This is a genomic window from Qipengyuania proteolytica (genome assembly GCF_019711565.1).
Lineage (GTDB): Bacteria > Pseudomonadota > Alphaproteobacteria > Sphingomonadales > Sphingomonadaceae > Qipengyuania > Qipengyuania proteolytica.
Map to the genome: position 1 here is coordinate 45,214 of NZ_JAIGNN010000001.1, position 21,736 is coordinate 66,949.

The window sequence follows — 21,736 nt, forward strand, 5'->3', positions numbered from 1 at the left end:
TATTCTTGGAGTGTGGAATTCGGATGATCGGAAATGAGTAAGGGCGGCACCAAAAAAGCGAAGGCCAGTCCAAAGGGTGGCGATCTGGGTTTCGAGGCCGAGCTATTCAAAGCTGCGGACAAGATCCGCGCCAACATGGAGCCGTCCGACTACAAGCACGTTGTTCTGGGGCTCATCTTCCTGAAGCATATCTCTGATGGCTTCATGGCGAAGCGCGCTGAGCTCGAAAAGGACTATCCTGAAGGCGTCGAGGACGAAGACGAATACCGCGCCGACAATGTCTTTTGGGTGCCCAAGCCGGCGCGCTGGAGCCACTTACAAGCCAACGCCAAGCAGCCGACAATAGGCAAGCTCATCGACGAAGCCATGGTCGAAATCGAGAAGGTCAACCCCTCGCTCAAAGGGGTCTTGCCTAAAGATTACGCGCGTCCCGCTCTCAATCCGGTAATGCTCGGAGAACTCATCGATCTCATCTCCGGGATTGGCTTCAAATCTGACGATGGTCAGAGCCGAGATATCCTGGGACGGGTTTACGAATACTTCCTTGGCGAATTTGCCGGCGCTGAGGGCAAGCGTGGCGGTGAGTTCTATACGCCGCGCTCGGTTGTGCGGACGATGGTCGAGATGCTGCAGCCGCACGATGGGCGGGTCTACGATCCCTGTTGTGGGTCAGGTGGCATGTTCGTGCAGTCCGAAAAGTTCGTCGAGAACCACGGCGGGCGCATCGGAGACATCGCCGTTTACGGTCAGGAATCAAACCATACGACCTGGCGGCTGTGTATGATGAATTTGGCCGTACGCGGAATCGACGCCGACATTCGGTGGAACAGCGACGGCAGCTTCCACCGCGACGAACTACCCGATCTGCGCGCCGATTACATCCTCGCCAATCCGCCATTCAATGTGTCGGATTGGGGAGGCAACCGACTGAAGGAAGACGTTCGCTGGAAATTCGGCACACCGCCTGCTGGCAATGCGAATTATGCCTGGCTGCAGCACATCCTTCATCACCTTGCGCCGGCAGGCACGGCTGGCGTGGTGCTGGCCAACGGGTCCATGTCCTCTACGCAGAGTGGTGAGGGCGAAATTCGACAGGCCATGATCGAAGGTGACGTTATCGACTGCATGATCGCTATGCCTGGCCAGCTATTCTACTCAACACAAATTCCAGTTTGTATTTGGTTCCTAGCCAAGGACAAGTCCAATGGGCTGGTCGGCGATACCAAGCTGCGTGACCGCCGCGGTGAAATTCTGTTCATCGACGCTCGCAAGCTCGGGCACATGATCGATCGCACAAGGCGCGAGTTCTCGGACGAAGATATTGCACGGATTACCGATACCTATCATGCCTGGCGTGAAGGCGAGGATTACGAGGACGTGCCAGGCTTCGCCTATTCCGCGAGCCACGAAGAGGTGGCGAAGCACGGCTATGTGTTGACCCCGGGGCGCTATGTCGGCGCGGAAGATGTCGAGGATGACGGCGTGCCGTTTCCCGAGCGCTTCGCGGCGTTGCAGGCGACGCTGGAGGAACAATTTGCGGAAAGCGAGCGCCTTGAAAATGTCATCCGCGCACGCCTTGGTCAGGTGAGCATTTGATGGCGCGAGCAAACACTCAGACGGGGGGGCGAGACGCTACAAATGCGATCATTCCGGGGGATCGTTGCATTTCAGTGGGGGATCCTGGACTACCCGCTGCTCCCGGTTGGAGCTGGAAGCGCCTTTCAAGTTTAGCGCGACTGGAAAGCGGACACACGCCGAGCAGGCGCGTGTCCGAGTATTGGGGTGGCGACGTTCCTTGGCTAGGCATCAAAGATGCTACTGGAAACCATGGGCGCGAAATTTTCGAGACAAACGAATATACTAACGCTCTGGGCATCGCGAATTCCTCAGCACGTATCTGCCCCGCCGGCACCGTTTGCCTCTCTCGAACCGCGTCCGTCGGATACGTGATCAAAATGGGTCGCCCAATGGCGACTAGCCAGGACTTCGTAAATTGGGTCTGCAGCGACGAGTTGAATCCAGATTTTCTGAAATACGCCCTGCTTTCCGAAACTAGGGCGCTCCGGATGTTCGCGGTAGGGAGTGTGCATCCGACGATCTATTTTCCCGAAGTGAAAGCATTCCACATCTGTCTGCCAAGTCGCGATGTGCAGGATGCGATTGCAGACACGCTCGCGGCGCTCGACGACAAGATCGAGGTGAATCGGCGGATTAACGAGACGCTGGAAGCGCAAGCGCGGGCGCTGTTCCGCGACTGGTTCGTCGATTTCGGCCCGGTGAAAGCTAAGATGGCCGGGGACGCCCCCTATCTCGCGCCAGACCTCTGGTCCCTCTTCCCCAACGGCCTAAAGGACGGAGTTCCGGAGGGATGGAAAACTGGTGTATTGAGCGACCTCCTCGTTCTGCAGCGTGGCTTCGATCTTCCGAAAACCAAGCGCACCGATGGTCCATACCCGGTGATTGCTGCCAGCGGACCAAGCGGGACTCATAACGAGTCGAGGGTCGAAGGTCCCGGCGTTTGCACCGGACGCAGCGGCGTGCTTGGTGGTGTCTATTATGTTGAAGGCGACTTTTGGCCACTAAATACGTCACTCTGGATAAAAGCATATCCGAATTCCACGCCTCTGCATGCGATGTTCACGCTTCAAGAAATTGACATTGCAGCGTTCAACGCTGGATCTGCGGTCCCCACCTTAAATCGCAATCATATTCATCAGGCCCCTGCAGCAATACCGCCAATGAATGTGGTCGAGGCATTCACCAGTTTGGCGTCGGTCTGCTACGCGAAGATATCGGCGAATGAACGTGAAGGCCGAACACTCGTCCGAGTCCGCGACCTGCTGCTCCCCAAGCTGATGTCTGGCGAAATCCGCGTCGGAGATGTGGCGAGTGAAGAGCTTTCCGCTGCATGAGCGACGATCTGGACTCGGCACTGTGGAAAGCAGCGTGGCGCTTCTCCGATGCCCGCATCCAGGATCTCGCGCGCAAAGTGATCCACGCTATGCAGCGTATGCCCGCCAGCGGCATTTTTGGAGGCGACTACCGGTTTAAGTCCGTCTGGGACGAGTATTGCCGAGAGGTGCAGGAAGGCCCGCATCCGATGCTGGAAGCGGCATTCGACCAAACCGTCGATCCCATGATAGCGCGGCACATCAACCAACTCGATCAGTCCGAACGCGAGCTGCTGGAAATTGCGCTTGCCGACGGCGCAGATGATCCGGGCGACATAGCAACGGCCGTCCGTAAATCCTTGCCAAGTATTGCGATTGATCGCGATTTAAGCAAGTTCGCAAAATATTGACTACGCAGCAGGGGGTGGGCGTGAGTGAGTTAAAGACCTGTTTCAAGCGCGTCGATTACGACCTTTCCAGCCTGCTTCACTTCATCGACGTGGGCGATATTGGCTTACCCGATATCCAGCGACCGTTTGTTTGGAAGAACGCAAAGGTCCGCGATCTGTTCGATTCAATGTATCGCGGCTTTCCCGTTGGCTACCTGCTGTTTTGGGAGAATACCGCGACCAACGGCGCCAAGCAGATCGGTATGGACGACAAACAGCGCGAGGCACCAGCACGTCTTATTGTTGATGGCCAGCAGCGCCTGACCTCTCTTTACGCTGTATTCCGCGGGCAGAAGGTATTGGACGAGAATTACGCCTTCCGTCAGATCGAGATCGCCTTCCGGCCGCGCGACGGAAAATTTGAGGTGGCCGACGCTGCCATTCGCCGCGATGCAGAGTGGATCCCCAATATCTCTGAGTTGTGGTCATCTGGGGCTTCGAGCCGGAAGCTGGTGAACAGCTTCATTGATAAGCTCGCCGAGAAATCCGAACTCAGCGACGAGGAAGAGGAGCATATCGCTCACAACCTCGATCGGCTGTTCGATCTGCAGAAGTATCCGTTCACGGCCCTGGAAATCGCTCAGTCGGTAGATGAAGAGCAGGTCGCGGACATCTTCGTCCGGATCAACAGCGAAGGTGTGAAGCTGAACCAAGCCGATTTCATTCTGACTTTGCTTTCAGTGTTCTGGGATAAAGGTCGTGCCGACCTTGAGGCATTCTGCCGGCAAGCTCGCGTGCCTGCAAAAGGTTCGGACACGTCACCGTTCAATCATTTTCTCGAGCCAGACCCCGACCAACTTTTGCGTGTTGCCGTGGCTCTCGCATTCAACCGCGGTCGCTTGAAGAGCGTCTATCAGGTCTTGCGCGGCAAGGATCCGGACACCGGCGAATACGATCCCCAGCGCAGGCAGGACCAGTTCGATGTGCTTGCCGAAGCACAGACCCACGTCCTGAACCTCAACAACTGGCACCAGTATTTCAAAGCGCTAGTGGGGGCGGGTTTCCGCAGCGGAGAGCTTGTTTCGTCGGTCAACGCGCTCCTGTTTGGCTATGCCTTCTACCTCATCGGTAAGGTGCGTTTCGGACTGGCCGAACATCAACTCCAAAAGGCCATTGGCCGGTGGTTCTTCTTTGCATCCTTGACCGGGCGCTACACTAGCTCCCCGGAGACCGTCATGGACGGTGATCTTGCGCGCATTCGTGAGATTAGCACGGGTGACGCTTTTATGAGCTGGTTGGATGGAGAGATTACGAGCGAACTGACTAACGATTATTGGCAGATTACTCTGCCTTCCGAGTTCGACAGTTCCTCGGCGCGCAACCCGCAACTGTTTGCGTTCTTCGCTGCCCAGAACCGGCTGGGTGCACCTGTGCTTTTCTCGCACAAGACCGTGGCAGACATGCTCGACCCGACCGTGAAAGCGACCAAGAAGGCGCTTGAACGCCACCATCTTTTCCCGAAGGCGTGGTTGGAAAAGCAAGGGGTCGAGGACCAGCGATCGCGCAATCAAATGGCCAACTACGCCTTGGTGGAGTGGCCGGACAATATCGATATCAGCGATAAGGCGCCGTCGGATTACGTTCCGGAATTGCAGACACGGTTTAGCGATAATGATTGGCAGACGATGCACCGTCTGCATGCTTTGCCCGACGAATGGCAAGCCATGCCCTATGATGAGTTCCTTGGTGAGCGGCGCAAGCGCATGGCGCGGATCGTTCGCGAAGGTTTCGAGAAGCTCGGTTGATGGGCAAGCTTGCCGAATCTCATGTCGAGGAAGCCGCGCTCGAATGGCTAGGCGAGATCGGCTGGCAAATTGCCTACGGAATCGAAGTAGCGCCTGACAGTGCCAAGCCGATCCGGCCGTCGTTTGGTGACACAATCCTGGTCGATCGGTTGCGCGAGGCAATTGATCGCCTCAATCCGGCTTTGCCGTCTGATGCAGGCGACGAGGCTCTACGCCGTGTCCTGGCGAGCGAAACGCCGTCACTCGTTGAGGAGAACCGGCGTCTCCATCGTTTGCTCGTCGAAGGCGTGCCTGTCGAATTCCATGATGGCGAAGGCATCCGGGGCGATCGAGTCATGCTCCTTTCGTTCGAGGACTTAGCCGGAGATAACGACTGGCTCGCAGTCAATCAGTTTACCGTCATCGAGGACGGTCATACTCGTCGACCCGACGTTGTGTTGTTCGTCAATGGCCTGCCTCTAGGCGTGATCGAATTGAAGAATCCCGGCGATGAGAACGCAACTCTGCATGGGGCATTCAACCAACTTCAGACCTATAAGTCGCAAATCCCATCACTGTTTCGCACCAATGCGCTGCTCGTCACCTCTGACGGCATCAAGGCGCGCGTCGGATCTCTGACCGCAGACGAAGAAAGGTTCATGCCGTGGCGATCAACCGACGGCGAAACTCTCGCTCCAACCAGTGATCCGCAGCTCGAAACGGTCCTCAAAGGCGTTTTCTGCCGCCGCGCACTTTTGCAGCTGGTTCGTGATTTCACTGTCTTTGGAGAAACAGGCTCCGGGATTGTGAAAATCGTCGCAGGCTATCATCAGTATTTCGCGGCACAGAATGCGCTCGACGCTACACTTCGCGCTCTACCCTACGCCACGACGACCGGCGAACGGCACAAGCTGGTTGAGCAATCCGACTATCGCTTGGACGATGCACCCCAAGCAAGGGACGGCGATAGGCGCATCGGTGTTATTTGGCATACGCAAGGCTCAGGCAAGAGCCTGCTTATGGCATTCTATGCCGGACTATTGGTCCGAGAGCCTGCACTTGAGAATCCGACTATCGTGGTCATCACCGACCGAAACGATCTCGACGATCAGCTCTTCTCGACATTCTCAATGTGTCGCGATCTCATTCGGCAAGCACCGATCCAGGCTGACAGCCGAGATGACTTGCGCGAGAAACTCGACCGAGCTTCGGGCGGCGTGATCTTCACGACCATTCAGAAGTTTGCGCCCGCCGAGGGTGACGAGCTTCCGGCAATCAGCGATCGGCAAAATGTGATCGTGATTGCCGATGAGGCGCATCGCTCTCAGTATGGCTTCAAGGCTCGCATTGACAAGAAATCAGGTGAGCGCAGTTACGGTCATGCAAAGTACCTTAGGGATGCTCTGCCAAACGCGTCCTTCATCGGCTTTACCGGAACGCCGATTGAGCAGAACGACGTGAACACTCCCGCTGTGTTTGGCGGCTATGTCGACATATATGATATCAGCCAGGCGGTCGAGGATGGTGCGACGGTCCCAATCTACTACGAGAGCCGGCTTGCTCGTATCGAACTGCCCGAAGACCTAATTCCTCAGCTCGACGAGGAAATCGAGGAGCTCACCGAGGACGAGGATACGGCCAGCCAAGAGAAGCTGAAGGCACGCTGGGCTGCCGTAGAGCGCTTGGTCGGTTCGAAAGAACGCCTCAAGATGATTGCAGCCGATCTGGTCGAGCACCTTGAGAGGCGTCTTGAAGCTCTTGACGGTAAGGCGATGGCGGTCTGCATGAGCAGGCGCATCTGTGTCGCACTCTACGATGAAATTGTTGCGCTCCGACCCGAATGGCATTCCGACGATGACAAGGAAGGGGTGGTCAAGGTCGTTATGACCGGGAGCGCATCAGATCCCCAGGAATGGCAAGCTCACATCGGCGGCAAAGCGAGGCGCGATGAGCTGGCCAAAAGAGCAAAGGCGCCCGACGATCCGCTCAAACTCGTGATCGTTCGAGATATGTGGCTGACCGGTTTTGATGCCCCGTCGATGCACACAATGTATATCGACAAGCCAATGCAGGGACATGGCCTCATGCAGGCTATTGCTAGGGTCAACCGGGTGTTCCGCGACAAGGAAGCAGGGCTCGTTGTTGACTACATCGGCATCGCTCAGAATTTGAAAGCGGCGCTCGGTGTCTACTCGCCCTCGGATCGCGAACAGACCGGTATTGACGAAAAACTCGCGGTTCGAGTGATGCTCGAGAAGTTCGATGTCGTGCAAGCGATGTTTGAAGGCTTTGACTGCAGTCCGGGCATCGCGGGCACACCAGCACAACGCTTGAAGTGTCTGGCGCAGGCCATCGAGTGGATTCTTGCCCGTCAGCACGAAGACGCTCAACGTCAGACGAGCGACGATGCGAAAAAGGCTGCACATCGCCGTTATCAGGACGCAGTTCTGAGCTTAAGCAAGGCTTTCGCTTTGGCTTCTGCAAGCGATGAAGCAAAATCCATTCGCGACCAGGTGGCATTTTATCAGACAGTCAGAGCCGCGCTGGTCAAGAGCGCCACCAGTGGACTCTCCAAGCGCGAGCGAGAGTTCGCGGTCCAGCAGCTCATCGACCGTTCCGTGGTGTCCACAGACATTGTCGACATCCTGAAGGCTGCCGGCATGGAAACTCCGGACATCTCGATTCTGTCAGACGAGTTCCTGGCAGAAATGAAAGGCAGTGAGCGCCCAAACCTTGCCCTCGAAGCCTTGAAGAAGCTCCTCGCCGACAAAATCCGGTCCCGCTCGAAAACCCATGCGGTCGAAAGCCGCAAATATTCAGAGCGTTTGAATGATGCCATTGCCCGCTATCACACGAATGCAATCAGCACTGTGGAAGTGATCCAAGCTCTCATTGAGCTCGCGAAGGACATTCGTGAGAAAATGGAGCAAGGCAACGCAGATGGCCTTAGCCAGGAAGAAATGGCCTTCTACGAGGCGTTGGCGGATAACGAAAGTGCCGTTGATGTCATGGGTAATGACAGCCTCAAAGTTATTGCCGCCGAATTGGTGCGGAGCCTTCGCTCGAATGCAACCGTGGACTGGGCGCGGCGAGAATCAGCTCGTGCTCGGATGCGCGTTCTCGTGAAGCGCATCCTGCGCAAGTATGGATTTCCCCCGGACTTGCAGGATGACGCTGTGAAAACCGTCATTGAACAGGCTGAGCTGCTTGCTGCGAGCTGGAGATAGATTCGCCACCGTTGACGGAAACAATGAGGATGCCCGTGTCAGCGCACTTTCCTGATCGCTTCGACGAGCTCATCGAAGGTCGACCGCTGATTGGCTATTCTATCGAATGCCCAGCCAACGGGCTGCAGAGCTTCGTCGAAATCCTCCTCAGCAAATGCTTCTGCTAGCTTGTCTCTCTCAATCGAAATGAGAGCTGCAAGTTCGCCCTTCTTTGGGTCGCATAAAAAACCGCCTTCTACGAGCTGGTCAATGACTTTGGCTTCCGTACGAAGCAGCGTTTTCCAGTCACGCTGACCAAGTGCGTTGGTTTTCAGGCGGAGACGAATTCCTGCTCCAGCAAAGCCGCAGAAGGCACCAATCCAGGTCTCCGCTTCCTCCCCATCGAGACAATCTGCCTCCTCGAATTCGACGTAAAGGTCGTAATTTTCCTCATCGTCATTCGCAGTTCGCCATTCGCTTGGCGCAAACCAGAATCCTTCGTTGAGGTCACGATTGACCTCGCCATCCCAATCTAGGGCTCGCCTGCGATCATCTATTAGATCGGCGACGGCGTTGCCGAGCGACTGGCTCATCGACCCTCTTACGAAGCGGAGAGCTGCTTCCAACTCCTCAATGTGCCGAACGATCAATTTACCGACAGAAGTCTCGCTCATGATCTTCAGATCCTAAAAGGCGTGCACGTGATCGCCAAAACTGACGATGAGATGCTCTGCGAATGAGCGGTGTCGCAGCCTACCTTCGACTGAGGCTCTCGCGGAGCGCGAAATCTCCCTCCAGGTTATGGAAGGTGTCTGTGAGTTCGGGCTTGCGAACGGGGCAAGGAGGAAAACGTGCGACTGTTTGCCTGTGATCGACGCCCGGCGATCCATGGATGCCGAATATCTCTCAAGCTGCTGGTGACCGAGCGTTGCGTCGATCTTCACCTCGATTCCGACCAGATGATTCTGGGACTCGATGACAAGGTCCACTCGATCAGAGATATCCCCGATCGGGCTGAATTCGGTTTCGATCCGGTAGCCCTCAGCGAGCTCCTCGCTCCATTCTTCGCTTGGCAATGCGGCATTCAGAACATTTGCCAAGAAGCGCCTTGAAGCGGCCCCGCCAAACTCAGGAAGCCATATTCCAGCGAGAGCAGCAGCATTTCTGACTTCGTCGCGCTTGAGTCCTGAAATCGACCATGGATTGACAAGTCCACCCTCGTCTCTCGCTTGAGAAAGGCCGGTTCGGAGTTCCCCAAATGCACTCTCAAGGTTTTTGAGGTGGTAAGTCTGCTTCGGAGCACGAGGCAGCCCGCCGCGCACCAAAGGGCGCAAAGCCAGAAAGGCTTCTTGCAGTCTTGCGACTTCCGGAAGCTTGATCTGACGATGCTGTTTCATCGTATTCTTCTGCCTGCACAGTTGGCCGAAGTCGATTTCGTTTCAACGATTTCCATGAAATTCAGTCCTGCTATCGAATGCTTGAACGAAAGCCGCGCATCGCCCTCTGCGCAATTTCATTAGGCACACCCGCTACATCGCAGTGCTTCTCCCAGTTGCCGATGGCCCCTTTGATTTCTTCGATCATGGCTTTGATCTCGCCTGTTTTTAGGTCAGCGAACTTTCCGAAAGTAAGTAGGTCCTCGAGTTCGAAGCCATCGGTTTTCCCGGCAAGTGACATTTGGTGTTCGTTGGTCCAGTCGCCGTCAGGATTGTAGGCGTAGACGACATCGAATGCGGGCGAGAGGCTCCAGCGACCCAAGCTATCCATCAGGAAGGCGATGTTCTTGGTGTGGTCGTCCTGGTTGCGAATGAAGACATTGAGCAGCGCGCGGCGCACCTGCTCCTTGATCGCTTCGCGTCCGAGACCGAGCATGCGGATGGTCTCGATCGCCTGCTCGTAGCTATAGGCCCGAGCGAGGTTGAAATCGAAATGGCGCATCGCGCAAAGCGACTGCATGTGGAGCTTCTTGCCGTCAGGCGTGCGGTCGAAGCGCTGGGTCATGAAATGCGCCCGGCCACCTTCTTCGTGCAGACGAGAGCGAGCCATGTCGATGCCAGCCTCTCGGGCTAGCAGATAGCAGGCGTACTCAAGCCGGCCGAAGCCCATCGGGTCGGCAAGTTCCTTGTCAGCATTGCCCGACACGCCGTCGAACTTGACCAGCCATTGCATGTAGCCGGGCCCTGCAGTCAGCTGCCCTGAATGGAATTCTCCGGTCGCCTCGTTCCAGGCGAGGACGGCCTTGGCCCGGGCACCTCCAGCAGAGGTCCCGACGCGCAGGATCTCCTGGAGTGCGCGGTGGTCATCCTCTCCCTTGAGCACACCGGCCAGTTCTTCGCGCGCGGCAATGACCCTATTGGCGAGCTCGACAAGCGGCGCGATATCGACCGGCCGACCCTGTTCACGGCGCTCACCGGTAGCAGGCTCGAATTCGAGCGCGCCCATGCCTCGGCGACCGGTATAGCAAAGGCGCTCGACCGGATCGAAGCTGTCGGCTGTGCGGCCCTGCTCGGCAAGCCAACGGTTGATCAGGGCGTTACCAAACTTGTCGGGTAGGCTGTCGGCCAGCATGCCCGGAAGCCCTTTGAAGGTCTCGTAATTCAGCGCGGGAAAGTCGTAGACGCCACTTCGCAGGGGCATTGTGAGCGGGGCGACTTCGATACCGCTGCGGCTGAATTCCGGAGTGTATTCGAAAACCCCGACATCGCGATCCTCATCCCACAGGACGGCGCCGATCTGACGGCCCCAGAGATTGACTACGGCACGCGTCATGGCGCCTCGTCACCCCAGCTCCATTCCTCGCCAGCTTCACCTTCAGAAGACTTGCGCACCCTCTGCCGCGCCTTGCCGGTGGCAGACCGGGGATCGAGCGGGCTCAGCTTGGCGTCTGGCATGACATCCAGGAGGCGGTCTTCAATTTCAAGCGCACGCATTATCCTGGCGAGGCTATCGATGGTCCCGCCATTACCGGCTTCCAGGCGGGCGAGCGTTGAACGCGAGATACCTGCCATTTCCGCAAGCTCGGCCTGCTTGAGATTGCGTGATATGCGATATGCTTCGATCTGCTTCCCGAGGTCGGATAGCAGCACCGAGAGAGGGCGCAGATCTGGTGAATCATAATGTGGCATTATCGAGACATTATCTCCGAAATGGAGCTTTGTGTAGCGATTTTGCGTCTTTACATGAAGGTGCTTAATGTGTCAATATCGAGACGTAAATTGGCTTATCACCGATAATGCATCAAATTTGCTACTTTATGTAGGTCGGAGTGATGAAAATGAAAGACGAGAAAGTTCACAACGACAAGAGTGACTGGGAAGGCTTGCGAGAGATCGACCGTGCCATCTCCGAAAATCGCCTCACGTCCTACTCATGGAAGAAGGCCTGGGCTGACCCGTGGGGCAGGATCAAGCTCATCGCAATCTTCGTGGCGCTGGCTGCTTTTGTTGCGTTCGTAATCGTCAACGATGTGATCCTTTAAGGGCGCTGCCACTCCTTTATTGCATCTGCCGCCTCCTCGCTCGCGCCTGTGGCGCCTTCTGTTTGGCCATCCAAGTAGCCTCTCACTGTTCCGATCCGCCCGCGACCTTGCCGACGAACCCGCTCGACTTCATCCGTGATGCCAGACCGATCAGGAGCATCGGGCATTGAGGGACCACCCGCAGAACCTACAGCTCCCCTAGCTCGCACCTGCCCAGCACCTCCGATCCCGGGGCGGCTGACAGGAGCGAAGTCCGGCAGTGAAAGGTCGGCTTCGATGTCGTCCTGCAGCCGATCAGCATAGCTTTCAACAAACCGAGATTGAAGCTGCTGGCCGCGCGCGCTCATCTGGAACTCGATGTCGTCGAAGCGCACCGGTCCATAATAGTCGCGATTGGCTTCGATCTCGGCCATGCCCCATTCGCGATAAGCCTGGCTCAGGTTCAGCGTGCCTGCGGCGCTGTTGGCCTCGTACCAGCTGGCTTGGTTCTCGAGGCGGCTGGCCATCTCTTCGGCCCGACGCGACTCTCGCGTATAGCTCTCGGCTTCAGTCAGCGATCGGCTGAGACCCGACGAATTGGTCGATACTTGCGATACTGAGCTCGAGCTCGTCTCGCGCAAGAAACCTTCACGCGTGTTCGACCAGTTGCGACTGTCGGAAAGCTGGCGCAGCGTTCCCATGATCCTGCCGCGGTCTTCCGAGGCAATCCCGATATCGCTGTCCGTCCAGCTCTGATTTCGGCCTCCCCTGACGCCAAGTTGAGCAGTGCCAGGGCCTCTTTCTCCCTTGAGACCCAAAGATGCATCGCCGTTGAGAAACCATGAAACCGTGATGTCGTCAGACGCGCGCCGGGACAGGCCGAACTGCTGCTGCAGCGTCCTCGAGGCATTGTCGACTTCGCTGAATGCCGTGCCGATGCTGTCGTTCGTGCCGACGCCGCTGACCGTGTCGGAGCTTTGACCCTGGCTGTAGGCGTTGCGGATCTCGCTGAACCGGGTGAGCGCAGAGCTCGTCGATTGCTGGGCGAGGTTGGCATAGGTCTCGCTCTGCGTCCGGCTCTGGCTCGCCATCGTTCCGAGGCGTCCGGTGAAGTCCTGCCCCAGTGTCGGCGTGAACGGATAGCTTGAATTCGGGACTGCAGCGAACTCGCCATCGGGGAAGCTTGTGGTCTGTGTACCGCTGTCGCTGAAACCACGCGTCTGGGCCGCGCCATAGGCGATGTTGGGGGCAAGATTGCCTTGGGCAAACTGGCGGGAAAACACCGTCGAATTGTCGATGTTCGAATTGCCGAGCGAGACATTGCCGGTGCTCGCTTCGCGCGAGGCTTCCTCCGCCGCGTTCTGGCTCGGGTTCAAGTAGCTCGTCGCCTGCCCCGAAATCGCGAGCGCACCGCGCGCCACCCCGCCGGCAAGGAACGGGATCGAGGCGACGAGATAGCCCGCCAAGATGCCGATATCGCTGTTGACTTCGCTCATGCCGGCAAAGGTCGTGAGGCTGAGGCCTGTGCTGCCGCCAGCGGCGGCGACATCGCCCGCGCCTTTGAACATCAGGATCATGTGCAGGATGACGAAGAGCGGTCCCCACGCCGCAAGGTAGAAGAAGCCGGTGACGTAACCTCTCAATGCAATGGGTCCGGTCCGCGGCATCAGGAACAGTGGAAACAGGACAGGGAACAGCGCGTAGAACACTACCGTCAGCACGACATTGAGGATCGGGACCCATTTCATCGCGTTGTGCGCGATCGAGGAATAGGTCCGCTCGGTCTGAATATCTGCCCGGGTCTGCGCGAAGACGTCGATACTGCCCGTGCCGCTCGCCCCTGCAAAGCCGTGCATGGCCTGGTTCATGGCATTGATCGTCAGCACCTGGCGGAAGATGTCGCTCGCGCTGCGCGAGATGCCGGTGAGATACTGGTAAGCAATCGGGAGATCGGCCATGAGCTTGGCCTTGGCGAGCGCTTCGGTCTGGCGCGGATAGAGCTGGCGTCCAGCGACAAGCGTCATCTCGTCGATAAGGCCCGCCCATTGGCCCGAAAGCGCGGTGTAGGCCTCGCGGCAAGTGATGATCGAGGCCGTCACGCTGTCGTCGGCCTGCCGGGTCAGGAATTTCTGCGCGCGCGCCGCACTACCCGGTGCGATCGTAGCCCAGATGTCATCGCTCTCGGACAGCTCCTTCATCGAGTAGCGGCCGAGCAGCAGATCGTAGAACACGCACTGCCGGACATGCTCGTCGAAGTTCGCAGCAAACTCCGGATCGGAAATGCGCAACGACCGCGTCGATTCAAGCAGCCGTGCGCCATAGATCATGCCGTTTTTCGAGTAGTTGAGGTCGTCCGGCAGGCCGAATACGAGCTCGGCCGAGCGGGTTAGATAGTCCCCCGCCTGGCTGGTGAAACTTGCCATCAGGGCAAGCCCGAGCGGGACATTGGCCACCGTTGCCGGTGCAAGACTGGGATTGACCCGGTCGGTCACATGGACGTCAATGCGCGGCACCATCAGGCACATGTAGATGAGCGTCGCGCCGAGGAACCAGTTGAGCCAAGCGCGCCAGTCCTGGTTGAACGCGACCACGATGACCGCGAGCACCATGCCCATTACCAGCGCGACCTGGATCAGGCTCTTGTAGCCGCCCGCACCGGTCCAGGCGGCAACGGCGTTGAGGACATTGACGATATATTCGCCGCCGCCGACCGTGAAAATCTCGACCATGCTGCCTGACCCTTATGGAACGATGGAGCGGGACTGCATCCCGCGCGACCAGTCGAGCGCGGCGGCCATCGACGGCGACATCGAGGCAGCGAGCATATTCTCGATCATCGCCGTCTTCTCGATGATCTGCATGATCGCAGAGACCCGGGCTTGCCCGGTCGCTTGCCGCTGGGCGAGGCTTGACCGGACCTCGGCGACCTGCGCGCGCCAGATCGCGAGTTTCGCTTCATCGGCCGCAATGAAGCTCGCCATCGAGCGTCCGGCCTCGGCGGTGATGCGTTCGAGGATGGCATAGAGAAGATCGATGCTGGCGATCTCGGCCAGTGTGTCGCGGTCGTCTGTTGCCATCCCGCGTCCATAGGCCGCCTGCACGGTGAGGATCTTGTAGAGCGGCACCGATGCCACCTGGAGCAGCTCCTTCTCCTCGTCGCCAATCGCGGTATCGCTGCGAATGGCCTCCACCATGCTGCCGATGAGCCGGCCAACGCGCGGCCGGATGGCCTTCGCGCTCGTGAGACTCATTTGCTGGAAAGTCGGGTTGAGGCACTGGTCGGGCTCGTCGCACTGGAACACCCGCACCGATTGGCCCTGTGTCCCGTCGAGCAGCGCGGTGACGAGCGTCGAGGAGGCGTCGCCCGCGAAAGGCACGAACTTGCCCGGCTCGTCGTCGCGGGGCGGCACGTAGATCACCGTGCCGATGAGCGTCATCGCATACTCGGCAAGATCGCGGTCGAAGGTGCCACCCGGGTTGAAGAAGGCGCTCTGCTTGAGGACATGCCAGGTGTAGTTGCGCGGCACACCGGGATTGATGTCGGCATAGTCGGCGCCGGCACCCTCGTTGGTCGACGCACGCTGACCGCGCGTTCCGCAACCATGCTTGGCAGCGGCATAGTCGGTGAAGATGCCTTCGGAGTTGCCGATCGCTTCGCAGATCGCCTTGTCGGCGAGATCGCCCTTGGGCCAGACGCCGCCGACCAGCCCCTGCGCCATCTCGCAGGAGTTGATCGAGAGGTTGTTCATGAGCTGCGCCTTCTGGCTGAACTCCTGCATGATCTTCGAGCACTCGGGGCAAACGGTATCGATCGCGAGGCTGAAGGCGAACCCCACCGCATTGTTCGCGACGGCCTTCAAGAGCGCGACCATCTCGCTTGCGTTGATGAAAGAGAAGGATCCGGCGAAGATATCGATACCGCCGCAACCAGCGCGGGCACGCGGAAGCTGGAGATTGGCGATGTTGGTCGTCTTCTGCGGGAAGCGCGTCCAGACATTGCCGAGGCTGTAATAGCCCGCCGACTGTCCTTCGAACGCGCTCGGCCCGGTGACATTGGCCGCCGCGCCCATGTCGTCCATGAAGCGGTCCATGCTGTCGCCGACATTTGCGACGACAGGCGACGCGACCATGCTGGCGGCAGCTATGGTGAGCGCCGCATTGCGGATGCTAGTAATCATGTCCGGCTTCCTTCGAGGTGAGGAGGTAAATGCGGTCCTGCAGCTCGTCGGCCGAGAGCACGCCGTATCCAATCGGGATCGGGCGCCTGGCCACGCTGTCCCACAGCACGAGCGCCGGGGTGATGCCGGGTTCGAGCCCCATGCGCGGCCGCTGACCGCTTTCGACCTTGTAGTCGGGGAAGTGACGGGACGGACCGCCATCGGTCGAGATCGCCCGGACCGTGATATGCCAGCGGTCCGCTACCGAGCGCACGATCGGGCTCATCACTTCGCAGGCGCCGCAGGTCTGGGCGAAGAAGTAGAACAGGCCATAGCGCTCGGAGAGCCTGGCCATCACCGCATCGCGGTCGGCAGCGCGCGCGTCCTGCCATTGCTTCTTGGCGAGCGCGCCGACGGGTCGCTCGAGCGTGTAGTCGAGCTCAGGATCCTGCCAGATCGCGCGCTGCCAGACATCGGAGAACAACGAAGCCCGGTCGAGCTGGACACGCTGGAAGCGGATATAGGCGGTGACGTTTTCCGGCGTCGGATAGAGGATCGCGCGCGCCTTGAGTTCGCGCAGCTCTCCCGTGACCGCGTCGAGTTCTTGCGCGGCGGTAACCTGGACCGGTGGCTGCGCCATCTGCGGCTCGTCTGCGGGCACCGGCTTTACGCAATAGAACCAGTAGCCGAGCCTGCGCTGCTCGCAGTAGAGGCTGTCTGCCGAGGCAGCTGGCTCTGCCTGGCGCGCTTCCTGGGCAACTGCCCGAACGGGAAGCAGTGCAGCGAGACACATGGCCAATACTGGGAGGGCCAGCATCGGCAGTGATTGGCGGCGCGTCATTGGCCACTCCTTGCGTAATAGTCTTCGATTTTCTGCTGGATGAGGATGCTGGTTTCGAGCTCGTCGGGGAGCCGTGCAGCCTCGGTGAACTCGGCATAGACTTCGCTGAAATCCATCTGGCTGAGGTCGAGCCGGGCGAATTCGTCGAGAGTGAACCCCTCGCACTGCTCTTCCTTGGGCTTGTCCCAGGGCTTGGGCAGCTGGCGGCGGCCCTGTTCCTGAAGGACCCGCGAGAGCTTGCTCTCAAAGCAGCAGTAGACCTTCTTCTTCGTCAGGCAGACGCCAAGGAACTTGTCCGAACAATAGGTCCCCACATAAGCGCACAGCCCTTGCGCATCGCGTTCGTGGAGCAGCACCTCCTCGCGGCTGCAGCCAAGCGCGACCAGCAGGCTGATGCCGGGAATGAGCGGGAAGCCCTTGCCTTTACAGCAGTTGAGCACGCCGAAGACCTTCGAGGAGCAGGTGTTACGCGTGCCGCGGAACAGCGTCAGCGTCTCGGGATCAAACTGGCCGCGGACCTCGTCCATCGCATGGAGCGCGGTGACAGCATCCTTGAACTCGTCGTTCGCAGTGCGCTCGATCGTCTCGCAGCTGCCGTCGATGCAATAGACATCGCCGTCGCAGACATACTGGGTGGAGCTGTCGGTACCGGGAAGCGGGCACTCGTAGATGCGCTCCCAAGTCTCGCAGGGGTCTTCGTCGGTAAGGCATTCCTCACGGACAAAGCGGCAGGTTCCCTGGCTTTCGATGTCGGAGCAGTCGGTCGCCGCTTCGCGCGCAATGCAGGTGTAGCTGCGTTGCCATTCCCAGCAGGGGCGTGTGACAGCAACGCCATCGACCACACGGGTCTGCGGATCGCTATCGGTACAGATCTCTGCGTCCAGCGTGCAATCGCTATTGTCCGCAATACCTGTGCACTGGCTTTCGTTGGGTGCGGTCGTGACCGTGACCGCTGTCGTGATCATGTAGGGTGTTTGCCCCGGCACCTGATCATCGCAGGTCAGTTCGGAGATGGGATCTCCCGGTTCGGAACACCAGGGCCGTCCGCCCGACGAACTCCATTGCAGGCAAGTGTCGCGCCGTCCTGTCACGCGGCAGGAATAGCCGTCGAAGCCGGCGCATTCGGGCTCGCCCGAGCCGTTGAAATCGCCGAAGCGGTTGCAAAGGTAATGATACTGCGGTCGCTGGCTGACGGCGGCGACAAGCGGCACCGTGCATTGGCCCACCGACTGATCGATCCGTGTGCCCGTATTGCAGGTCGCGGTATAGGTGCCCGCCGACCCCGAACCAGGCGGCAGCGGAACGCACGATCCCTGGCTGCCCGAAATTGCCATGCCGCTGGTGTAGTCGAGCGGCGTCTCGTTGATCGCGAGGCTGCGGGCAATCACGTCCTCGATCTCGTTCGGCTCGAACCTTGCGCGATTGGCCATGCTGTCGCGGATGGTGCGCATCGGCGTGCTGGTCGTCGCCGCGCTGCGGGCGCGGGCCTCGATCTGGTCGGGATCGCGCGCAAGGTCCTGCAGGTCGCGCGTCGCCTGCGGATCGAAATTGGGAATGCGCGCCGCGTCGGGATTGGTCGTTGCTGCCTCGCGCGCCTCGCCCAGCAGATCGGTGGCAAAGTCCTTGCCGTCGGCCCTGGCTTCGTCGCGGGTCTGAGCGTGAATGGAAGCCGCGCTTGTGAGTGCGACGAGTGCGGCAAGGAGAATGGCGAGGGTTCTGCCGGTCATGGTCGTTCCTCCCTGGAGAGCTGGCGCAGATGGAGGCGAGCAAGCTCGGCGCCCGGACCCTTGCCCGAGGCGAAGGTCTCGAGGACTTCGCCCACGCTGATGTTACCGGCGACGCGGTCGTGCGGCGGCACCTCGCTGGTGCAATCGAACCCGTCGCATGGGCTGAACTCGGTGCTGAGCATGACGAAGCTCGGCGCGGCCTCGATGTTGAATGCGCGAAACAGCCGCGGATCGATGCCGAGCGAACCGGCCGCGTCGCGGCTGTTCCAGATGGCGGCGAGCCGCTTCTTGAACGCCTCGCTGTTTCCTTGCGGGAAACCGCGCAGCACGGTGACGCCTCCCGCCCTGGTCATGTCTTGGACCAGCGCCTTGAGCGCCTCGGGCGGCATCGACAGGCTGGCAAAGGCAATGAAGCGTGGGGTTCCCCCCAGCGATGCCTTCTCTGCGGCGGCTTGCCCCGCGATCATCGCGTCGAAGTCGAGGACGGCGTCGGTCTCGATTGCCTTGATGCTGTCCGCATAGTCCGCGCGATTGGCCCGCGCTTGCGCCTGGATAGCCTGTGCATCCTCGGTCAGTGCCTCGGCGCGTTGGCGGACATTGGTGCTGAGCGCCTGCGCATCCTCGGCGTGTTCGACCGCACGCTCGCGGATCGCTTCGAGGTCGATGCCTTCGGGCGCACTCTGGGCGAGAGCGAGGCCACCGAGGGTGACCGCAAGGCCGACGGGCAAAAGGAGGAGGTGCTTGTTCATAGCGCGCAGCAGTTCCGCTTGCGCCAGACCAAGTATCCCATGTCTTCGCCGATGGCGGGGATGACCTGTCCGGCCGATTGAAAGGTGGTGGAGGCGCCGATGGGCGGGCAGGCGTAACGGCCCGAGGTCGCCGGGTTGGGGTTGGTGGCCTGGAAGCGGTATTGCTGCTTGCGCATCACCGGCATCAGGTACTTGCCGCACAGGCCCTTGGACCCCATCGTCCCCCACGAGACGAGTTCGCGGTGGAGCTTGTAGGCAAAGCGCGAGAGCACGAGCCGCGAGGCCTGGACGTGCCCGATGGAGGCCGAAACGTTGCCGTTCATCGGATACATCGACCCCTGGCAGCCCGCGCACCAGAACATCTCGTCGATCGGCAGCTTTGCGGTCGAGGCGACGCAGTCGGCCGCACAGGCAGCGAGCGCCAGCGGGTTGGCAAACAGCACGGCTTCGGGGTTGATGATGGCGGTGAGCTCGGAATCCTGCCACAGCGGATCGATCTCGGAGATGTAGAGAATGTCGATCGAGCCCGATTCCAGGCACAGGAAATCGGCGACGATCTCCATCCAGTAGATCAGCGGATAGGCATACCAGTGGACATGCCAGCTCGAATAATACTGGCTCGCGCCGCCCACCGCCGATGGACCTGAGATCGAGCGAAAGCCGATATCGAAGCCCGGATCGAGTTTCATGCCGCCAAGGTTCACGAAGCACCACGGCTTCATGCTGACATCGGCAAGCCGCACCGGCTCCCAGAAGCCCATCGCGATCCCTGGCCTCAGACCACACAGGCACACCGGCAGATCGGGGTTATCGGGATCGGGCCGGCTCGACGGCCAGATGTCAAGCCCGCCGATGGAGATCGGGAACAGGCAAGACCAGCAGATGTCGGTGATCGGGTTGACGAAGCTGCCGGTGCAGCGTCCCGGACCGGCATCGGCCATGGCGGGCGTTGCGGTGGCGAGACCAAGTATGGCGGCCAGCACGAGCGCCAGCTTTCTTAAGCGCGTCATTGAGCTGTCCTCCTTTTCGGTGGCAGCGCGATTTCGCTGACCTCGAGCAGGCGGCCCTGCTGGCGCACGCGTGCGGGCACCGACCTGATCCCGAACCTCTCCGTTAGCTTGCCACCCTGGTCGAAATAGAAGCGGCGCTGGCGGGCCTTCATCAGCTCGAGCGGCGCGCCCTTCACCAGGATCAGCTTGGCATTGGCGTCCTGCTTGAGCGCCCAGGTGAGCTGGTCTGAATCGTCGCCGTCGAGGAACAGGAGATCGGCGCGAAGGCCGACGCTGTCGAGCGGATTGACCCTCGTGCCAGCGGCATGGATCAGCTCGCCCTTTGCCCCGCGGATATCGGCAGCGAGCGTAATCGTCGGATTGAATTGCCAGCGCCGCGCTTCGCTGGCCCGGACGATCCCGGCGACGGGGTCGGGCCGGTTCACCCGCGCGATCGTGCGGCGCTTCAGGTCTTCATTGAGCCGCGCGGTCTCGCCCGATCGTTCCATCTGCGTCAGGCGCGAATGGATCTGTTCGAGGAGGTCGCGCTCGATCACGGGAAACACCGTGCCGCGCTGGCCATAGTCGCGCGCCAGCACCTCGGCAGGGCAGAGCAGGACTGCAAGTAGCGCTGCAGGGAGGATGAGCTTGCTCACAGGATCGCCCTCCCGCTGCCGAGGATCTGCCCGCGGCAGACGAAGCCGATCTCGGCGTAGCGGCTGTCGAGGCCGCGGGGATGGCTGGTCCCGGTGTAGAAGCAGCCATCGGGGATCGTGCCTTCGGGGCCTTTGTGAAGCGCAATGCCGAGATGGGTCGCATCGAGCCGCGCGGCGATCTTGCGACCGTTGATGAAGACCTCGTGATCGCGGTGGCTCACGACATCGCCCGGCACGCCCAGCACCCGCTTGCCGAAGAGCTGCGCGCCTTTCCCGAAATGCACTTCGACGAGTCTGCTTGCTGGCGGCTCGAAGAAGATCAGGCTGCCGCGCTCGATCCGCGCATGCTTGTCGAGCCAGAATGCCCAGTTGGGCAGGCTCGGGCTGGCATTGATGAGGAAGGCATGGTCTTTCGCGAAGGCGTCGACCGCGCCCCATCCGAGCGGCACCAACACCAGCGCGGTCAGAACGAGCGGCCGTTTAATCGTGCGCGCAATGCGAGCGGCAAAGTGCGTCACTGACGGCCTCCCTGCCCAAGCTGGCGGGCGATCCGCATGCGCAGTTCGTCGGTGGCATCGGGGGCATCTCCTGCGAGCACCGCTTCGCCGACCAGCACCACGCGGCCATCGGTCCCCATTTCTGCAACGGCACGCTCGGACGCTTGGAGGAAGGCGAGCACGCGCGCCTGACTTGCTTCGGGATCCTGCTGCCCGCGCGCTTCGGCATCGACGAAACCCGCGATGGTCTCGGCAAGCCGGACCGTGACGATCTGCTGGCGCGGCTCGGACAGCTCGCGGCTGACCCAGGCCGCCCAGAGCAGTCCGACCACGAGCGCGAGCACGCCAAGAATTCTGAGCACCAGCGGGCGATTAAAAGATTGTAATCTGCGC

The 21,736-nt window shown here is 59.9% G+C and carries 19 protein-coding genes; 6 read left to right on the top strand and 13 right to left on the bottom strand.

From position 1 onward, the window contains the following. Positions 1–33 precede the first annotated feature (33 nt). Genes K3172_RS00140 through K3172_RS00160 form a run of 5 tightly spaced genes read left to right on the top strand, consistent with a single transcriptional unit; the run spans position 34 to position 8,291 of the window. Positions 34–1,596, top strand: a complete 1,563-nt coding sequence (locus K3172_RS00140; protein ID WP_221586471.1) for a class I SAM-dependent DNA methyltransferase — start codon at positions 34–36, stop codon at positions 1,594–1,596. Beyond that, entirely contained in the window at positions 1,596–2,912 is a 1,317-nt protein-coding gene (locus K3172_RS00145) for a restriction endonuclease subunit S (protein ID WP_221586472.1), read from the top strand. Before K3172_RS00140 ends, K3172_RS00145 begins: the two co-directional genes overlap by 1 nt. Continuing rightward, a complete protein-coding gene (locus K3172_RS00150) occupies positions 2,909–3,301 on the top strand; it encodes a hypothetical protein (RefSeq protein WP_221586473.1) in 393 nt (130 codons plus the stop codon). Before K3172_RS00145 ends, K3172_RS00150 begins: the two co-directional genes overlap by 4 nt. Then, the gene (locus tag K3172_RS00155; RefSeq protein WP_221586474.1) at positions 3,298–5,085 is read left to right on the top strand and encodes a GmrSD restriction endonuclease domain-containing protein; all 1,788 of its coding nucleotides are present in this window, start codon (positions 3,298–3,300) and stop codon (positions 5,083–5,085) included. Before K3172_RS00150 ends, K3172_RS00155 begins: the two co-directional genes overlap by 4 nt. Then, the gene (locus K3172_RS00160; protein WP_221586475.1) at positions 5,085–8,291 is read left to right on the top strand and encodes a type I restriction endonuclease subunit R; all 3,207 of its coding nucleotides are present in this window, start codon (positions 5,085–5,087) and stop codon (positions 8,289–8,291) included. The genes K3172_RS00155 and K3172_RS00160 overlap by 1 nt, the downstream gene beginning before the upstream one ends. A 38-nt stretch (positions 8,292–8,329) precedes the next feature. Here K3172_RS00160 and K3172_RS00165 read toward each other — a convergent pair whose 3' ends face one another. The 4 genes from K3172_RS00165 to K3172_RS00180 form a co-directional block, all read right to left on the bottom strand. Continuing rightward, positions 8,330–8,944, bottom strand: a complete 615-nt coding sequence (locus K3172_RS00165) for a hypothetical protein (RefSeq protein WP_221586476.1) — start codon at positions 8,942–8,944, stop codon at positions 8,330–8,332. 12 nt (positions 8,945–8,956) lie between these two features. Further along, positions 8,957–9,667 carry a PD-(D/E)XK nuclease family protein gene (locus K3172_RS00170; RefSeq protein WP_221586477.1) on the bottom strand — a complete coding sequence of 237 codons (711 nt, stop codon included), beginning with the start codon at positions 9,665–9,667 and terminating at the stop codon, positions 8,957–8,959. 70 nt (positions 9,668–9,737) lie between these two features. Next, positions 9,738–11,039, bottom strand: coding sequence for a type II toxin-antitoxin system HipA family toxin (locus K3172_RS00175; RefSeq protein ID WP_221586478.1), 1,302 nt, complete (start codon positions 11,037–11,039; stop codon positions 9,738–9,740). Further along, entirely contained in the window at positions 11,036–11,395 is a 360-nt protein-coding gene (locus K3172_RS00180; RefSeq protein WP_221586479.1) for a helix-turn-helix domain-containing protein, read from the bottom strand. The genes K3172_RS00175 and K3172_RS00180 overlap by 4 nt, the downstream gene beginning before the upstream one ends. A 143-nt stretch (positions 11,396–11,538) precedes the next feature. Here K3172_RS00180 and K3172_RS00185 point away from each other — a divergent pair, with 143 nt between their 5' ends. Next, on the top strand, positions 11,539–11,748 hold the full coding sequence (locus tag K3172_RS00185; protein WP_221586480.1) for a hypothetical protein: 210 nt from the start codon (positions 11,539–11,541) through the stop codon (positions 11,746–11,748). On the opposite strand, the gene K3172_RS00190 is transcribed toward K3172_RS00185, so the two are convergent. The 9 genes from K3172_RS00190 to K3172_RS00230 are packed head-to-tail and all read right to left on the bottom strand — an operon-like array spanning position 11,745 to position 21,705. Continuing rightward, positions 11,745–14,456 (bottom strand): conjugal transfer protein TraG N-terminal domain-containing protein, encoded by a 2,712-nt coding sequence (locus K3172_RS00190; protein WP_221586481.1) that lies wholly within the window; start codon positions 14,454–14,456, stop codon positions 11,745–11,747. The two genes, K3172_RS00185 and K3172_RS00190, sit on opposite strands and share 4 nt — an antisense overlap. Positions 14,457–14,468: 12 nt before the next feature. Further along, positions 14,469–15,905, bottom strand: a complete 1,437-nt coding sequence (locus tag K3172_RS00195; RefSeq protein WP_221586482.1) for a conjugal transfer protein TraH — start codon at positions 15,903–15,905, stop codon at positions 14,469–14,471. After that, positions 15,895–16,725: a conjugal transfer protein TraF gene (locus tag K3172_RS00200; RefSeq protein ID WP_247717877.1), complete on the bottom strand. Its 831-nt coding sequence runs from the start codon at positions 16,723–16,725 to the stop codon at positions 15,895–15,897. Before K3172_RS00200 ends, K3172_RS00195 begins: the two co-directional genes overlap by 11 nt. After that, positions 16,722–18,452 carry a conjugal transfer protein TraN gene (locus K3172_RS00205; RefSeq protein WP_221586483.1) on the bottom strand — a complete coding sequence of 577 codons (1,731 nt, stop codon included), beginning with the start codon at positions 18,450–18,452 and terminating at the stop codon, positions 16,722–16,724. Before K3172_RS00205 ends, K3172_RS00200 begins: the two co-directional genes overlap by 4 nt. Next, positions 18,449–19,201, bottom strand: coding sequence for a type-F conjugative transfer system pilin assembly protein TrbC (gene trbC / locus K3172_RS00210; protein WP_221586484.1), 753 nt, complete (start codon positions 19,199–19,201; stop codon positions 18,449–18,451). Before trbC ends, K3172_RS00205 begins: the two co-directional genes overlap by 4 nt. Continuing rightward, complete coding sequence (traU, locus tag K3172_RS00215; RefSeq protein WP_034921364.1) at positions 19,198–20,211, bottom strand: conjugal transfer pilus assembly protein TraU; 1,014 nt, start codon at positions 20,209–20,211, stop codon at positions 19,198–19,200. Before traU ends, trbC begins: the two co-directional genes overlap by 4 nt. Then, positions 20,208–20,846, bottom strand: coding sequence for a type-F conjugative transfer system protein TraW (gene traW / locus K3172_RS00220; protein ID WP_221586485.1), 639 nt, complete (start codon positions 20,844–20,846; stop codon positions 20,208–20,210). The genes traU and traW overlap by 4 nt, the downstream gene beginning before the upstream one ends. After that, positions 20,843–21,364, bottom strand: coding sequence for a S26 family signal peptidase (locus K3172_RS00225; RefSeq protein WP_221586486.1), 522 nt, complete (start codon positions 21,362–21,364; stop codon positions 20,843–20,845). Before K3172_RS00225 ends, traW begins: the two co-directional genes overlap by 4 nt. Beyond that, positions 21,361–21,705 carry a TrbI F-type domain-containing protein gene (locus tag K3172_RS00230; RefSeq protein WP_345725557.1) on the bottom strand — a complete coding sequence of 115 codons (345 nt, stop codon included), beginning with the start codon at positions 21,703–21,705 and terminating at the stop codon, positions 21,361–21,363. The genes K3172_RS00225 and K3172_RS00230 overlap by 4 nt, the downstream gene beginning before the upstream one ends. Positions 21,706–21,736: the final 31 nt, after the last annotated feature.

Coding starts and splice junctions, on each gene's coding strand:
- K3172_RS00190 (WP_221586481.1), bottom strand. CDS start 14,456: ATGGTCGAGATTTTCACGGTCGGCGGCGGCGAATATATCGTCAATGTC.
- traU (WP_034921364.1), bottom strand. CDS start 20,211: ATGACGCGCTTAAGAAAGCTGGCGCTCGTGCTGGCCGCCATACTTGGT.
- K3172_RS00200 (WP_247717877.1), bottom strand. CDS start 16,725: ATGACGCGCCGCCAATCACTGCCGATGCTGGCCCTCCCAGTATTGGCC.
- K3172_RS00150 (WP_221586473.1), top strand. CDS start 2,909: ATGAGCGACGATCTGGACTCGGCACTGTGGAAAGCAGCGTGGCGCTTC.
- K3172_RS00170 (WP_221586477.1), bottom strand. CDS start 9,667: ATGAAACAGCATCGTCAGATCAAGCTTCCGGAAGTCGCAAGACTGCAA.
- K3172_RS00140 (WP_221586471.1), top strand. CDS start 34: ATGAGTAAGGGCGGCACCAAAAAAGCGAAGGCCAGTCCAAAGGGTGGC.
- K3172_RS00165 (WP_221586476.1), bottom strand. CDS start 8,944: ATGAGCGAGACTTCTGTCGGTAAATTGATCGTTCGGCACATTGAGGAG.
- K3172_RS00195 (WP_221586482.1), bottom strand. CDS start 15,905: ATGATTACTAGCATCCGCAATGCGGCGCTCACCATAGCTGCCGCCAGC.
- K3172_RS00180 (WP_221586479.1), bottom strand. CDS start 11,395: ATGCCACATTATGATTCACCAGATCTGCGCCCTCTCTCGGTGCTGCTA.
- K3172_RS00205 (WP_221586483.1), bottom strand. CDS start 18,452: ATGACCGGCAGAACCCTCGCCATTCTCCTTGCCGCACTCGTCGCACTC.
- K3172_RS00145 (WP_221586472.1), top strand. CDS start 1,596: ATGGCGCGAGCAAACACTCAGACGGGGGGGCGAGACGCTACAAATGCG.
- K3172_RS00175 (WP_221586478.1), bottom strand. CDS start 11,039: ATGACGCGTGCCGTAGTCAATCTCTGGGGCCGTCAGATCGGCGCCGTC.
- K3172_RS00160 (WP_221586475.1), top strand. CDS start 5,085: ATGGGCAAGCTTGCCGAATCTCATGTCGAGGAAGCCGCGCTCGAATGG.
- K3172_RS00185 (WP_221586480.1), top strand. CDS start 11,539: ATGAAAATGAAAGACGAGAAAGTTCACAACGACAAGAGTGACTGGGAA.
- trbC (WP_221586484.1), bottom strand. CDS start 19,201: ATGAACAAGCACCTCCTCCTTTTGCCCGTCGGCCTTGCGGTCACCCTC.